This is a genomic window from Anaeromassilibacillus senegalensis, assembly GCF_001261775.1.
Classification (GTDB): Bacteria; Bacillota; Clostridia; order Oscillospirales; family Acutalibacteraceae; genus Anaeromassilibacillus; species Anaeromassilibacillus senegalensis.
Map to the genome: position 1 here is coordinate 149,328 of NZ_LN868537.1, position 16,155 is coordinate 165,482.

At 53.1% G+C, this 16,155-nt stretch carries 10 protein-coding genes; 9 read left to right on the plus strand and 1 reads right to left on the minus strand.

The features are described 5' to 3' along the window. The first annotated feature begins 48 nt into the window (after window positions 1-48). Window positions 49-5,325 carry an NPCBM/NEW2 domain-containing protein gene (locus tag BN2106_RS06350; RefSeq protein WP_082236400.1) on the plus strand — a complete coding sequence of 1,759 codons (5,277 nt, stop codon included), beginning with the start codon at window positions 49-51 and terminating at the stop codon, window positions 5,323-5,325. Between the two features lie 80 nt (window positions 5,326-5,405). Here BN2106_RS06350 and BN2106_RS06355 read toward each other — a convergent pair whose 3' ends face one another. Continuing rightward, window positions 5,406-5,888, minus strand: coding sequence for an acyl-CoA thioesterase (locus tag BN2106_RS06355; RefSeq protein ID WP_050697752.1), 483 nt, complete (start codon window positions 5,886-5,888; stop codon window positions 5,406-5,408). A 225-nt stretch (window positions 5,889-6,113) separates the two neighbouring features. Here BN2106_RS06355 and BN2106_RS06360 point away from each other — a divergent pair, with 225 nt between their 5' ends. From BN2106_RS06360 to BN2106_RS06395, 8 genes are all read left to right on the plus strand, one after another. Further along, window positions 6,114-7,292 (plus strand): bifunctional 2-C-methyl-D-erythritol 4-phosphate cytidylyltransferase/2-C-methyl-D-erythritol 2,4-cyclodiphosphate synthase, encoded by a 1,179-nt coding sequence (locus tag BN2106_RS06360; protein WP_050697753.1) that lies wholly within the window; start codon window positions 6,114-6,116, stop codon window positions 7,290-7,292. Window positions 7,293-7,375: 83 nt separating this feature from the next. Beyond that, complete coding sequence (locus BN2106_RS06365; protein ID WP_242846263.1) at window positions 7,376-7,606, plus strand: putative Se/S carrier-like protein; 231 nt, start codon at window positions 7,376-7,378, stop codon at window positions 7,604-7,606. Next, complete coding sequence (locus tag BN2106_RS06370) at window positions 7,603-8,745, plus strand: aminotransferase class V-fold PLP-dependent enzyme (protein ID WP_050697754.1); 1,143 nt, start codon at window positions 7,603-7,605, stop codon at window positions 8,743-8,745. Before BN2106_RS06365 ends, BN2106_RS06370 begins: the two co-directional genes overlap by 4 nt. A 138-nt stretch (window positions 8,746-8,883) precedes the next feature. Next, on the plus strand, window positions 8,884-9,756 hold the full coding sequence (gene cdaA / locus BN2106_RS06375; RefSeq protein WP_050698441.1) for a diadenylate cyclase CdaA: 873 nt from the start codon (window positions 8,884-8,886) through the stop codon (window positions 9,754-9,756). Then, window positions 9,756-11,036, plus strand: coding sequence for a CdaR family protein (locus tag BN2106_RS06380; RefSeq protein ID WP_050697755.1), 1,281 nt, complete (start codon window positions 9,756-9,758; stop codon window positions 11,034-11,036). Before cdaA ends, BN2106_RS06380 begins: the two co-directional genes overlap by 1 nt. A gap of 219 nt (window positions 11,037-11,255) precedes the next feature. Beyond that, window positions 11,256-13,343, plus strand: a complete 2,088-nt coding sequence (gene recJ, locus BN2106_RS06385; RefSeq protein WP_050697756.1) for a single-stranded-DNA-specific exonuclease RecJ — start codon at window positions 11,256-11,258, stop codon at window positions 13,341-13,343. Continuing rightward, window positions 13,318-15,498 carry a RelA/SpoT family protein gene (locus BN2106_RS06390; protein ID WP_050697757.1) on the plus strand — a complete coding sequence of 727 codons (2,181 nt, stop codon included), beginning with the start codon at window positions 13,318-13,320 and terminating at the stop codon, window positions 15,496-15,498. Before recJ ends, BN2106_RS06390 begins: the two co-directional genes overlap by 26 nt. 38 nt (window positions 15,499-15,536) lie before the next feature. Further along, complete coding sequence (locus BN2106_RS06395; RefSeq protein ID WP_050697758.1) at window positions 15,537-16,154, plus strand: MBL fold metallo-hydrolase; 618 nt, start codon at window positions 15,537-15,539, stop codon at window positions 16,152-16,154. Window position 16,155: the final 1 nt, after the last annotated feature.

Consider the following 16,155-nt stretch of genomic DNA (forward strand, 5'->3'; position numbering starts at 1 on the left):
GGTGAAAAGGAGCGCTTACCGTTTAAATACGATATTTAGGAGGACGTCATGAAAAGGAGAGTATTGGCAATGCTGCTTTCCCTGTCTTTGGTAGCGACGGGGGTCGGCATATACCCGGCGGCAGCCGCGGCGGAGGAGCGCTTTGCGCCCGCCGATGCACACGAGGTGCAGGCGCCGGAAAAAGATCTGGAGGCACATTTCTGGCTGGAGAATGGGCAGCCGTTTTACAACGTAGAATTTCAGGGAAAAGAGTTGGTTGAAAAATCCGCGATGGGTTTGAATACCTCAATCGGGGATTTAAACAGCGGTTTTACGTTGACCAATACAGAGGAGAGCTCCGGGGATGAAATCTGGCAGCCCGTTGTAGGCGAACAGGGACAAATTCGCGATTATTATCATCAGAAGTCTTTTGAACTGACCAATGATGAGGGAATCGTCCTGACACTGGAAATGCGCGCTTACGATACCGGCGTTGCGTTCCGGTATGTGCTGCCGGAGGTTCCGCAGGGCATGGAATCCTATCAGATCACGGATGAGCATACGCAATTTGTTTTCCCGGCGGAGACGATGGCAAATGCACACATCAGCGGGAATCAGACGGTTCCCAACCGCATGTCCGTCAACAGTTTCAACGCGAGTCATACATACCAGCGTCCCATGACGCTGCAATATCCGGACGGCGCTGCGCTGACCATCTGTGAGGCAAACCTGGACAACTATGGAGTGATGGTTCTACGCAAGGATGCCTCCACGCCGAGAGCACTCAAGGCAGGCTATACCTCATATAAGCCCAGCCGCCCATCCAGTGCGCCGACAAGAGGCCCCGATATTACGGTGAAGGCGGACAGCCCCACGGCGACGCCGTGGCGCACCTTTGTCATCGGCGCCAGCGAGGTCGAGCTGCCGCAGAACAGCACAATTGTGGAAAACCTGAACGAAGCGCCCGATGAAACAACCTACGGTTTTTCCGAATGGGTAGACCCGGGCACCTGCCTGCGCGCCGCGAGCGGTATGAATACCACGGCAATTAAAAGTATTGTCGATCAGGCGGCGGACCGCGGGATCAAATATGTCCTGCTGGATACCGGCTGGTACGGACCGGAGTTCGACGTCAACTGCGACCCGCGTCTGGACCCGGCTGCTTTGGAGCCGGATAAGTACCCGAGCGACAAGATTCTGATGGAACAGTATTTCAGCACGACCGGCGGTTACAACAATACCGGGGAAGGCGTGTTCAATACGCGCGGCAAGGGCTTCGATGTTTATAAGGATCTGGGGACCCCCGGTACCTTCCAGACAGACGTGGACATCCCGGCAATCTGTGATTACGCAAACGATAACGACGTCGGCATTATCCTGTATGTCAATGGCGTCTATCTGCCCGACTCCAGCGGCAGAAACCGTTACGGTGCGGAAGAAATCTTTACCTACTTTGAAAAATGGGGCGTTAAGGGTGTAAAGCCCGGTTTTGTCCATGTGCGTGCACAGGAATTCGAAAGCTATATGCAGGAAGTCGTAGCGGCCGCCGCGCGGCATAAGCTGATCATGACCGTTCACGATGAATATGTTCCGACCGGTTTGCAGCGCACGTTCCCGAACCTGTTCTGTACGGAAGGCATTCTGGGTGACGAGGGCATTGGCAAGACGGACCCGCAGGTGCCGCAGGATATTGCAACACTGTTTACCCGCACGATTCAGGGGCCGACCGATCATACCTATTGCTGGCCCGGCAAGGCGACAAAGGCGTACGCGCTGGCGTCCCCGCTGATGTTCCGCACCGGTATGAACGTCCTGTACTGGTATACCAATCCGAACAGTGTGCCGGAGCAGGATAAGGACAAGATGGACTTCTGGAAGAACATGCCCACAACTTGGAATAAGAGCCTGTATCTGGAAGGCAAGATGTACGAGTATGCAACCTATGCGAGACAGAGCAAAAATAAAGACTGGTATGTCGGCAGCCTCTCTGCGATTGAACGGACGCTGCAGGTGCCGTTGACCTTCCTGGACGAGGGCGTCTCCTATGTGGCGGACATTTATGCGGACGGTGCAGATGCGGATGCATATGCCGGCTGGAACAGCGATGCCAAGAGAAAGCAAACGCTGGAGAACAACAAGTATCTCGTTACCAGCAGGTCTATTTTGGAGCGCGATCTGAAGTACGGCTTTGGCTACGCGGTGAAACTGACCCCGGCAACGGAAGAGGATCTGAAAACGCTGCCCGCTTACAATGTTGACCGTGAACGCATGGAGTCTGTACTCCGGCAGTTGCAGGGGTTACATGAGGGCGACTACACTTCTGATACCTGGGCAGTCCTGGCGCAGGCAATTCAGCAGGCGGAAGCGCTGTTAAATGCTCCAGAGGATGTGTCGGCAGAGCAGTATCAACAGGCGACAGCCGCTTTGCAGCGGGCAAAGGAGGGTCTTCGCTCCAAACAGGCGTTGGTCGACGCGATCAGCAGCGCCAGCGTTCTGACAGAGGCGCACTATACCAGCGAGAGCTGGAAAGTATTAAAGGATGCGCTGCATGAAGGTGAGCGTCTGCTGGAGGAACAGCAGGTATCCCAGGAAGAAATCGATCAGACGGCGGAGCAGATCAAAAAGGCCATCCAGGGGCTGGTCAAGCGGAATGGACTGGAGGTCATGTCTTCCACCTATCTGGACAACCTCGACTGGCTGTCAAAATCGTCTGCTCACAACAATTTTATTGCAAAAAATAAGGCCTACAGCGGTTCGATCGTTCTGCGTATCAACGGAGAGGATGTTCCGTTTGCGCATGGCGTCGGAACCCACGCACAGTCGGAAATCTATTACAATATCGAAGGCATGGGCTTTGAGGTCTTTGAAGCCACCGTCGGTGTCAGCGCGGCAAAATTGGATGAGAAGATGGGCAACGTCATCTTCCGTGTATACGGTGACGGAAGACTGCTGTACGAGACGCCGGCGGTCGGCTATGGAGCAGCGGTAACGTCTATGCCAATCAGCGTCCCGGTTGCGGGTGTCAAAGAGCTGCATCTGCAGGCGGATACCAACGGCGCCAATTCAGGCGACCACTCCAACTGGGCGGATGCAAAGTTTGTACAACTGGGCGTTCCGGGATTGGCGGCCATCTCTGTGGATGGAACGGAATTGCCGGAGTTCAGATCTTCCCGGTATGAATATTTTGTGCCGCTTGCCGAGGGACAAACAGAGGTTCCGGAAGTCACGGCAGAAGTGCTGGATGGCATGCCAATTACCTTTGAAGTCTTACCGGCACAGAAGGTGCCTGGCACAACGGAAATTCACGTCCAGACGTCCACCGAAACATTGGTATATAAAGTAAATTTCTGCAATATGGCTTTGGCGGATTATGTAAGTGATCTTGCCTATGAGTCTGCGGTGGTGCATAGCGGCAAAGTCTACAAGGATATTTCTTATGAAAACAACCCGATGGCGGTCACTGCTGCTGACGGCGAAAGTGAAATGCGCTTTGAAAAAGGTCTCGGCACCCATGCTCCGGCAAATGAAACAGGCTATATTGTCTACAATTTGGAAGGAAAAGGCTACGACCGTTTCCAGAGCTGGGTTGGTATCAGCTATCATAAAAACGATTCTCGTTCTACCGTACGCTTCCGCGTCTTTGCGGATAACGAGCCGACCGCACGCTTTGACAGCGGCGTGATGCAGTATCGCACACCGGCCAAGTTTATCGATCTGGACATCCGCGGCGTTAAAAAGCTGCGCCTGGAGATCGACCGGGTGGATTCCAATGCAGCAGACCACGCGAACTGGGCAGACGCAAAGTTCCTTACATATGAGGAAATTAAAGCGGATCCGCAGCTGCTGAATGTACAGTGGAACCCGAATCAGGCAGATGTGGAAATTGCTGGTGAGGCAGATGTGCTGATCGACGGCAACGGCATCTTCGGCGCAAAGGTGGTGCCGGGCACAAAGCTGACCCTGACCTTCACCCCGGCAGACGGCCCGTTTGCAAGCGCGCAACTCAACGGCGAAGACATCCCGTTTGAGGCGGACGGCTGCACCTACACCTTTACCATGCCGAACGATAAGGCGTCCCTGCGCTTTGTGTTCACCAGCGTAAGCAAGGGGATTCTGGAAACCCTGCTGGAGAAGGCAAACGAAGTGACCGACGAGCAGCTTGCCGGTCTGGTTGAGTCCGTAAGCAAACGCTTCATCGCGGCGCGCAACAATGCAAAGGCCGTCTATGAAGACGACGGTGCCACCCAGGAAGAAGTAAACGAAGCTTGGAAGGAACTGCTCGACGCGATGCATTACCTCTCCTTTGAGGAGGGCACCAAGGACGAGCTGGAATACTGGCTCGACTATGCCGCCATGCTCGACTTGGACAACTTCACCCCGAAGAGCCTGGAAGGCTACGCGGAAGCACTCGCCTATGCGGAAGAAATCTACAACGACGAGGGCGAGACGCTGAAGGCGGAAGTTGAAAAGGCGGCAAAGAATCTGCAAGAAGCGATCCTGCGCTTGGAGTTCAAGGCAAACACGGAAGTGCTGGGAGCCTTTGTACAGCAGGCACAGGAGATTGAAATTGACAAGTACCTGGACGGCCCGGAAAAAGACAAGTTCAACGAGCTGTTCCCGCAGGCGGAAGCCCTTCTGGAGGACGCGAATGCGACCCAGAAGCAGGTAGATGAAATAGCGGACGCCCTGTACAAAGCGATGATGAACCTGCGCATGATCCCGGACAAGAAAGTGCTGAAGGACCTGATCGACGAGTCTGAAGCGCTCAACCCGGACGATTACACCGAGGCGAGTTACGCAATCCTGCGTGCGGCATTAAACAACGCGCAGGGCGTCTACGAAGACGAGAACGCCACCCCGGAGGAAATCACGGCGGTCTGCGCGACGGTAGAGAAGGCCCGCGCGGGTCTGGTTCTGGCGGACAAACCGGAAGAGCCTGCGAAACCCGACAACAAGCCGAGCTATAAGCCGTCCAACAGCGGCGGCAAGAAGCCGGTTGGCAATACCTCCGGTACAGGAACGGCAGTTGCTGTGCCCAACCCGTTAATCAACGCGGTACAGAACGTGATGGGCCAGAAGTCCGTCCGTTCCGATACCACAGCGAACTTCACCCTGAAGAGAGGCAGCGCCTACTGCTTCAAGATGACGGTTGTCAACGGCAGCAGCGCGGCCCCGAATTTCACCGTGGGCAACGGCAATGTGCTGAAGACCCAGTTTGTGGCGAAGGTCGGCAACGACTACTATTACAGAGTCTGGGCGGTCGGCACTCCGGGCCAGAGCACCGGCGTGTATACCACGATGGCGGGCGAGAAGGTCCAGCAGCACTGTGTGGTAACGGTTGGCTGAAATACGAGCTGGCAAATAAAGCAAAAGGGTCTCGGGATATACCCGAGACCCTTTTGCTTTATATTCCGTGCGGTGTGTGTTTAGAATGCTTCTCTGCGACGCTGTTTGCGAAGTTCCCTGCGGCGTTCTCCAGCCTCCCATTCGGCACGTTCCTGGAAAGTTTCACAGATTAATCCGGGCACCTGAACCGGTTTACCATCGTCATCCAAAGCCACTTCTACCAGATAGGCAGTGTTGACCAGCTTACGTTCTCCGGATAAATCCTCAACGAAGCTGTCGACCCGCACCTCCATAGAGGTCTTGCCCACATAAGTCATTTTGCCGTGGAGAACGACAATACTATTTTCATAAACAGCTTCTTTAAACTGCAGGTTATCAATTGCGGCGGTGGTCACATTGTGATTTGCATGTCTGGTAGCGACAATTCCACCCACGACGTCGATCCAAGCGGCTAATTGTCCGCCAAATACACGTCCGGCGCCGTTTAAATGGTTTGGCATAATGGTCTGAAATTGTTCTACCTCGGAATCAGCCACGCGTTTAGCGGCGACTTGTGTGTGCATGTATCATCAGATCCTTCATAAAAAGTTTAAATATATAAACATTTAACCTTAGTTTGGATTTATTATAGCTTAAAATGCGCCTTTCTGTAAAGATACCTTGTGAAAACTGATGGAACGGTAAAAAAGCATTACAGAACGATCGGAAGAGGTAACAGGATTGTAATTGCTTCCGTCAAAAATTGTGTTTATAATAATTTCTATGCTATTTAAGAGGGAGGCGGCAAAATGCAGAATACGCCAAAGTGCTGTGTGATCCTAGTAGCCGCAGGAAGCTCCAGCCGAATGGGGAGCGCTTGTTCCAAGCAGTTTCTGCCGTTGTGCGGCAGGCCTGCAATTTCCTATACGTTGCAGGCATTTGAGCAGGCGGAGACGGTTTCCGATCTGGTGATCGTCTGCCGCAAAGAAGATATTGGCGAAATGGAACGGATTGCAGAGCAGTATGGAATTAAAAAACGGAGGGCAATGATTCCGGGAGGCGCAACCCGACAGCAATCGGTGGCTGCCGGGCTGGCACAAGTGCCTGTTGAAGCCGCATATATTGCCGTCCACGACGGCGCGCGCCCGTTAATTTTGCCGGAGGAAATAGACGCCACGGTGCGGGATGCTTATATACATGGAGCCAGCGCGCTTTGCGCACCGGTGAAAGATACCATCAAGCGCCAGGATACCACGGGCTTTGTCCAGGAAACCCCTCCCAGAGAGTTGCTGCGGGCCGTGCAGACGCCGCAGGTTTTTCGTGTGGAGCTTTATCGGCAGGCGATGGAACGGGCAGAAAAAGAAGGTGCGGACTATACGGACGACTGCCAGCTTGTGGAACATATGGGTGTAAAGGTACATCTTCTGACGGGCGGATATACCAATTTGAAACTGACAACGCAGGAAGATATTGCAGCGGCAGAATCCATATTACAAAAGAGAGGTGGAAACTGTATGCGGATTGGCCATGGATATGATGTGCACCGTTTTGCAGAAGACCGTAAATTGATTCTTGGCGGCGTTGAAGTGCCGTATCAAAAGGGCCTTTTGGGGCATTCCGATGCGGATGTTTTGGCGCATGCAATTATGGACGCCCTGCTTGGCGCGGCGGCGCTGGGCGACATAGGCAAATGGTTTCCGGATACGGATCCGGCGTATCAGGGTGCTGACAGCCTGGCTTTGATGAAACAGGTCTGCGCGCTTTTGACGGAGCGTGGTTTTTCCATCTGCAACATCGATGCAACAGTTTTGGCGCAGGAACCCAAGCTAAAGCCGTATATTTCCGACATGTGCTGTAAGATTGCCGCAGCCTGCGGGCTGGCGCCAGAGCGTGTCAGTGTGAAAGCGACCACCGAGGAGGGGCTCGGCTTTACGGGAGAAAAAAAGGGAATCGCCGCGCACGCGGTTTGTCTGGTGCAGGAAAGCTGAAAGGACGATCGTTCTTTCCCGGGAAATAGTCAAAGGGCTTGTTTTCGGCATACTCTGTTATAAAAAACAGAGAGGTGATACTTGTGGGCAAGCCTATGATTTTGGTAAGCTCGATCACGTATGCGATGAAGGGCCGGGATATTCTTTTCCAGCACGGAATCAAATCGTATGTGGAGAGAATGCCGCACAATACGGGAAGTGTTGGATGCGGTTACAGCATATATGTTCCCAACCGTACAGACGAAGCAGAGCAGATTTTAATCCAGTCGGGCATTCATGTGAACGGCAGAGTGGAAAGAGAGGGCGCGATATGATCTATCTCGACAATGCCGCGACCACTTATCCAAAACCGCCGCAGGTACTGCAGGCGGTCAATTATTCGTTAAAATATTATGGGGCGAATCCCGGCAGAGCGGGCCACGCAATGTCCATGGCGGCAGCGGAGGAGATTTACCGCTGCCGTACCGCCGTTGCGGACTTTTTCCAGGCGCCGGGTCCGGAATGTGTTGCGTTTACATTAAATTGTACGCATGCGATGAATATTGTGTTAAAGGGACTATTAAAGCCGGGCGATCACGTAGTGACGTCCTGCCTGGAGCATAACGCGGTGATGCGGCCGCTGCAGGCGTTACAGAAAAAAGGGATTACGTATACCATGGCGCAGGTGGTTCCGGGGGATAACGACGCGACGGTCGACGCCTTCCGCAAAGCATTGCGCGCAGATACCAAACTGATTGTCTGCACGCATGTTTCCAATGTGTGGGGAATCCGTTTGCCAATTGAACGATTGGCCGCGCTGGGCCATGAGTACGGTGTTCCGATTGCTGTTGACTGTGCACAGAGTGCAGGTGTTCTGCCGGTCAACATGCAGGATAACCGCTTTGACTATTTGTGTGTAGCAGCGCACAAAGGTCTGTATGCGCCCATGGGGATGGGAATTTTGATTACGCCCAACGGTTCCGGGTTGGATACCCTGATGGAGGGTGGTACCGGAACCTCGTCAATTTCTTTGGACCAGCCGGATACGATGCCGGACCGGATGGAAAGCGGGACGGTCAACGTGCCGGGAATCGCTGGACTGCGCGCCGGTGTGGAATTTGTAAAAAGCAAGACGCCGGAGCGAATTTATGCCCATGAGATGGCTCTGGTGCAGATGCTGCATCAGGATTTATCGCGCATGAAGGGCGTCCGGCTCTATACGCCGGAGCCGGTGGAACCCTGCTTTGCGCCAGTGCTCTCCTTCAATCTGGAGGGGCAGGACAGTGAAATTGTAGCCAAAAAATTGGGAGATATGGGAATTGCAGTTCGTGCGGGACTGCATTGCGCGCCCAAAGCGCATGAATTCATGGGAACTTTGGAGCAGGGCGCGGTGCGTGTTTGCCCATCTGCTTTCAGCACTCCAAACGAAGTGCGGGCATTTTCAAATGCAATTATGAAAATAAATAGAAAATAAGGGAAAAGCATTTGCATATTTCATAAGATGTGATAAAATTATGTTGGATATTTTTAGTCTGGGAAGGCTATTCAATAAAGCACAAGGCGTGGATAAGACGAAGATGTAAAAATATGGAGATAGTGGGTGCTTATGGATATGGGTTTTGTTTCAGGACTGTGGGATACATTCCTGGCGTTGGCCAACACCTTTCGGTTGGCGGATGCACTGGATGTATTGCTGGTCTCATTTATTATTTATAACGGAATTAAACTGATCCGTGAAACGCGCGCGGAACAGCTTGTCAAGGGTATCATCATTTTGATGCTGGTTTATGCGGCTTCGGTCGTTCTGCAATTGAATATGATGAAAACGCTGCTGGACTATTTCTTCAATTTTACCATCATCGCTCTTCTGGTCATCTTTCAGCCGGAGGTCCGGCGCGCGCTGGAACAGATTGGCCGAAGCAAGATTGGCAGCCAGAACTGGTTCCAGTTCTCTTCCGAAGAGGTTGAAAAATTGCAGCAGCAGAAACGCAAATGCCTGAACGCGGTAGTGGACGCTGCCGCAAATTTTCAAAAGACCAAAACCGGCGCATTGATCGTCTTTGAAATGCAGACGAAGCTGGGCGATATCATTGATACAGGTACGATTGTAAACGCGGAACCGACCGTTCCCATGATTGGGAATATCTTTTTTAATAAAGCGCCCCTGCACGACGGTGCGATGGTCATCCGGGATGGCGTAATTTATGCGGCGGGATGCATTCTTCCGCTGACAAAAAGCGATAACGTCAGTATCGAGCTGGGAACCCGTCACCGTGCTGCAATCGGCATGAGCGAAAACTCCGACGCTGTGATTGTGGTTGTTTCTGAAGAAACAGGCCAGATTTCGATTGCAGTCAATGGTGTGTTGACGCGAAACTACACGCGGGAAACCTTGAAAAGCGCATTGGAGGCGTTGATTCTGCCGGATAACGCAGGTGAAAAGAAACAGAGTCGAATCCCTTCGATTAGGAGGGCGAAAAAATAATGGATCATAAGAAATTTAGTTTAGGCGCACTCTTTTATAACAATAAGTTTGTCATGATTTTTTCCGTTCTGATTGCTTTGGGACTGTGGGCGGTTTTGGCATTGCGCAATACGGAGGATATTCCGCGAACCGTCACGGATGTACCCGTGGTGATACGATTGTCGGATTCCGCGCAGCAGTCGGGGCTAAAGGTGTTCAGCCCGACCGACGCAAAGGTGAAAGTTTCCATCAAGGGCAATAGCTTGACTGTCAATCAGGTCAAAAATACCGATTTGCAGGTGGAAGCAAAGCAGGCCTCGTCGCTGACTGGGCCAGTCAGCGATTATAAGCTGGAGCTGACGGAAAAAAAGCTCTCCAATCTGACCAACTACGAAGTGGTTTCGATTGAACCTTCCTCTGTGCTGGTAACGGTGGACTATTACAGTGAAAAGGTGTTTAATATCGACACCAGCAAGATCACGCCGCCGGTGGATCCGCGCTATTACCTGAATTCCCCCACGTTGTCCAGCGACAGCGTGACGGTTTCCGGTCCCAAGCAGGTGGTGGATAAAGTGGCCAAAGTCATGGTGCCCTATGAGCAGGATAAAACGCCGTTGACGGAAACAAAGCATTTTACGTCCCGGTTGGTCATGCTGGATGCGGATGGCAATGAGATTAAAAATGACCGCCTTTCTCTCAGCATGGAAAGCGTGGACGTCACCTGCAACGTGCTGTCCAGAAGGGTTCTCCCTTTGAAAGTCGACTTTACCAATAAGCCGTATGGGATGATGAATCTGTTGAGCCGCGTTTCCATTGAGCCGGAGGAGATCGAGGTGGCGGGTCCGGAGGATGCATTTGCAAATATTTCTGAAATCAATCTTCCGACCATCGACTTTTCCACCATCAGCCCGACGAACAATGAGTTTGATGTGGATGTCAGCCTGCCGACTGGTTTTAAGAATGTCAGTAATATCTATACAGCGAAGGTTACAGTGGATTTGGGCTCGTATACGACCCGCACGATGGCGCTCAATCCGGATTCGATCACGTTTAAGAATCTGAGTGCCGGCAGTGAAGCGGAGGTCTATACCAAAAATCTCAGTGTAACAGTTGTCGGCCCGCCGGGCGAGCTGGAAACGCTCACGGAAAACAATCTGTTTGCGCAGATCGATATGACGGGGAAAGAGGAGTTTACCGGCCAGACGGAAATGGCGGTTACCATCAGTATTACCGGCGGTCCCAATTGTTGGGCTTACGGCAACTACATGGCGAATGTTGGAATCCGGGGAAAAACCGAATAACACAAGCAAACAGCACGGCGTCTGCCGTGCTGTTTTTTGTTTGCGGAGAAACAAGGGTGAATTTTTATAGGTGTATTGTTGAATCACAACGGCTAAAATGGTACAATTAAAACTTAATAATGGCAAGATATTGGAGGATTTCCTCCCTTTTGAAAAAGATATTGGAACACACGGCGTTGCCGGAGCGTTTCCAAACGAATAACGGAGCGGATTTGGAAGATGAAAAAGTGGAATGTTTTACCCTGTGACCGGTCAAGTGCGGAAACGCTTGCCCGTCAATACCAGGTGCCTGCGGTTATGGGGGTTCTGATGCAGGCAAGAGGCCTGACAGACCCGGAACAAATTGAAAAGACATTCAGCGCGGAGGCTGTTTTTGCCGACCCGATGGAATTGGCCGATATGGGAAAAGCGGTGGACCGCCTTTGGCGCGCGGTGGATGCGTTTGAGAAAATTGCGGTATACGGCGATTATGACGCGGACGGCGTGACCTCCACCGCCATGCTGTATTCCTACCTGGAATCCTGCGGAGCGGATGTGCTGTATTATATTCCGGACCGGGAAAACGAGGGGTATGGATTGAACCTGGAGGCGATCGCCGCCTTGCGGGAACAGGGCGTCCAATTGATTGTGACGGTGGACAACGGGGTTTCTTCCATAGAAGAGGTGGACTACGCCAACAGCCTTGGAATGGATGTGGTGGTTACCGACCATCATCAGCCAAGGGAAAGCCTTCCCGCCGCCGTTGCCGTCGTTGACCCGCACCGCCAGGATTGCCCCAGCGTATTCAAAGAATTTTCCGGCGTTGGTGTGGCGTTTAAATTAATTATGGCAATGGAAGGGCCCGGTTGTGATGTAACGGGGCTTTTGGAAAATTACGCAGACCTTGCTGCGATCGGTACCATCGGTGATATTGTCCCGCTGACAGGGGAAAACCGTATGCTTGTTAAAGCCGGACTTCCGCTTCTTTCGCGCACAGACCGTTTGGGAATCCAGGCGCTTTTGGAAAATGCGGGACTGGACAACCGAACACTCAACGCAGGGAACGTCACCTTCGGCGTTGTTCCCCGTATCAACGCGACGGGGCGCATGGGAGCACCGGAGCGGGCGGTGCGTCTGCTGCTTTCAGAGGATCCAGATGAAGCAGCGCAGCTTGCCCTTGACATCTGCGACAACAATACCTATCGTCGCGAAATCGAGAGTGAAATTTTTGACCGGGCGGTATCTGTCTTGCAGGAACGCCCGGGGTTGTTGCAGGACCGGGTGCTGGTCATTGCCGGAGAGGACTGGCATGCCGGCGTCATCGGCATTGTGGCCTCCCGTATTGTGGAACGCTTTGGAAAACCCAGCATTTTGATCGCCGTGAATAACGGGGAGGCGAAGGGCTCCGGGCGGAGCGTCGAAGGTTTTTCCCTGTTTGATGCGGTCTGCTCCTGCGCGGATCTGCTTACCAAGTTTGGCGGTCATCCCATGGCGGCGGGACTCAGCCTGCCGCCGGAACAAATCGAAGCGTTCCGAGTAAAAATCAACCGGTTTGCGGCGGAGCGCTATCCGTTGATGCCGCTGCCAAAACTGCGCATCGACTGTCTGCTGGAACCGGAGGAACTCAATTTGGAGCTGCCCCGGTGTGTCAAACTGCTTGAACCGTTCGGCACGGGGAATCCGGCGCCCTTATTTGGGCTTTATCAGGCAAAGCTGACGGATGTGACGCCGGTTGGCGGCGGCAAGCATCTTCGTTTGACATTGATGAAGGGGCAGTATGCGATCCGCTGTATGCGCTTTGGCACAACGCTGGAGCAATTTCCCTATGTGCCCGGCGATTTGTTGGATCTTGCGGTGACAGTGGAAGATAGGCCGTTTAATGGGAAGAGCACGCTGTCCATTGTGGTAAGAGATTGCAAGCCAGCGGGCCTGGATGGCGGAAAGATCCTGCGGGAACGGCAGATTTACGAAAAAAGCCAACGCGGGGAGCATTTGTCTCAAGCGGAAGCGGCGTCTTTGATACCGGACCGGGATGCCTTTGCGGCGGTATACCGGTTTTTGCGTGCGGGAAAAGGCTTTGAAGGCCAGGAAGAGGTTTTACTCTGCCGACTGCATAACCCGGCGCTGGAATTGGGCAAACTGTTCATGATACTCGATGTGCTGGAGGAACACGGTTTAATCCGGCAGCGGCGGTTTGGCGGGGCGTGTAAAATTTCCGTCGAACCGGTCCAGGCAAAGGTTGACCTGTTTGATTCCGAGATTTTGGCGGGACTTCAAAGACTACAGGAGGAGGGTGAGGCGTATGTCAGAGCATCTCAAAACCTATGACGATCTGTTAAAACTGATTCAGGTGAGTGAACGGGATTATGACATGGCTTTGATCGAAAAAGCCTATCAGCTCGCGGATTCCATGCACAAAGAGCAAAAGCGTCTGTCCGGTGCGCCGTATGTCTCCCATCCAATCGCAGTCGCCTGCATTCTGGTGGAGCTGGGAATGGATTCGGAATCCGTCGCGGCGGGCCTGCTGCATGATGTGGTGGAGGATACACCCGTAGACCTTGACCAGATTAAAAAGATGTTCGGTGAGGAGATTGCGATTCTGACAAACGGCGTCACCAAGCTGGGGCGCATTCCGTTTTCCTCTCGGGAAGAGCAGCAGGCGGAAAACCTGCGCAAGATGCTCATCGCAATGGCAGAGGATATTCGGGTCATCATCATCAAGCTGGCGGACCGCCTGCACAACATGCGGACCATCGAGTTTATGGCGCCGCAGAAGCAGCGTGACAAGGCGCTGGAAAATATGGAGGTCTATGCACCGATTGCGCACCGTCTCGGTATCCGGGCCGTCAAGGAGGAGCTGGAGGACATTTCCCTGCGCTATCTGGACCCCATTGCCTATCAGGAAATTGAGAGCGGCCTGGCCATGCGCAGCAGCGAGCGCAAGGCGTTTATTGACCAGACCAAAAAAAGAATTCACGAGCGCGTTTCTCCGCTGATTCCGAATGTGTATCTGGAAGGGCGCGTCAAAAGCATCAACGGCATTTACCGCAAAATGTTCATCCAGGGGAAAAACATGGATGAAATTTATGATATTTATGCGGTGCGCATCATTGTGGATACTGTGAACGACTGCTACAATGTGCTGGGAATCGTGCATGATATGTTCCGCCCGATTCCAAACCGTTTTAAGGATTATATTTCCACACCGAAGCCAAACCTGTACCAGTCTTTGCACACGACGGTGCTGAGCAAGGACGGCATTCCGTTTGAAGTGCAGATCCGTACCTGGGAGATGCACCACACGGCGGAATACGGCATTGCCGCGCACTGGAAGTATAAGTTGGGCATCAACAACCGGGGCGATACACTGGATGAGCGCCTGGCCTGGATCCGGCAGATGCTGGAGAACCAGAAGGACAACGAGGACGCCACGGACCTGGTCCGCACCATCAAGACCGATCTTGCGCCGGAAGAGGTTTTTGTCTTTACGCCGAAGGGCGATGTAATCAACCTGCCGTTCGGTTCCACAGTCATCGACTACGCGTATGCCATCCACAGCGCGGTCGGCAACCGGATGGTGGGCGCAAAAGTGGATAAACGCATCGTTCCGATTGATTATAAAGTCAAAACGGGTGAAATCATTGAGATCCTCACGACGAAGGAAGGCAGCCACGGCCCCAGCAGAGACTGGCTGAAAATTGTCAAAACGAGTGAGGCGCGCAACAAAATCCGCCAGTGGTTTAAAAAAGAAAAGCGCGAAGAAAATATCGTGGAAGGCAGGGCGGAGCTGGAACGCGAACTGCGCCGCAACAATATGTTTTTCTCCGATGAGGAGATGAAAACCCTTCTGGAGACCATCGGCAAGCGGCAGAACTGTACCACGCCGGACGATGTCTACGCGGCGATCGGCTATGGCGGGATTCAGCTCTGGAAGATCCTGCCGAAGGTCAAGGAAGAATATAATAAGCTGAAAAAGCCGGCGCCGGTGCTCACGGTGGAGAACCAGACGCCCAAGCCGGCGTCGAAAAAGCCGGCGGGCGGTGTAACGGTGGACGGCATGGACAACTGCCTGGTCAAGTTTTCACGCTGCTGCAACCCACTGCCGGGCGATGAAATTATTGGTTTTATCACGCGTGGCTTTGGCGTATCCATTCACAAACGGAGCTGCACCAATGTGCCGAAGGTCATCAGCGAATCGCCGGAGCCGGAACGCTGGATTCAGGCACACTGGACGGGAATTGTCAAAGAAGAATTTAAATCCACATTGGAGATTGTTGCGACGGATCGTCCCGGCCTGCTGGCGGATGTGACACAGCAGATGTTCAATATGCATCTGTTTATCCATTCCCTCAATTCCAGAGAAACAAAGGACGGCAGCGCGGTGATTTCCGTCACCATCAGCATCAACGGACGGGACCATCTGCAAAGTATTATTACCCGTTTGAATGCGATTCAAGGCATTGTCTCGGTAAGACGCGCCTAAAAGCCGGAACAGACTCTGAGAAGAAATGGAGAGTTTCTATGACTGTAACAAAATTTGTCGTTGGGCCATTGCCCACCAACTGTTATCTGCTGACGGACGACCGCACCGGAGCCTCCGCGGTTATCGATCCGGGGTATATGAGCGAGGAGCTGCGCAGTGCGGTACAGAAGACCGACGTGCAGATGATCCTGCTCACGCATGGTCACTGGGATCATATTGCCGGCGTTGAGGAGTTGCAAAAGCTGACGGGCGCCAAGCTGGTGATTGATGCGGAGGACGAACTGTTCCTGACGGACAGTTCGCTGAATCTTTCAGTTGAGTTGACCGGCCGTCCCCTTGCGCCGCTGCACGCGGACCGGACCGTGTCCGAGGGGGACAGCATCCAGCTGGGCGAGCTGACCATTCACGTTCTGCATACGCCGGGGCATACCATTGGAAGCTGCTGCTATCAGGTAGAGGATGCCATTTTCACGGGAGATACCCTGTTCAAACTCAGCGCCGGCAGGACGGATTTCCCCACGGGAAGCTATCCGCAAATTTTGTCCTCGCTGAAAAGGCTGTGCGGCCTGGAAGGGGATTATCATGTCTACCCGGGGCATGAAGGGGAAACGACCCTTGCGTATGAGCGCAGGAACAATCCGTTTGTAGGAGCGTAAC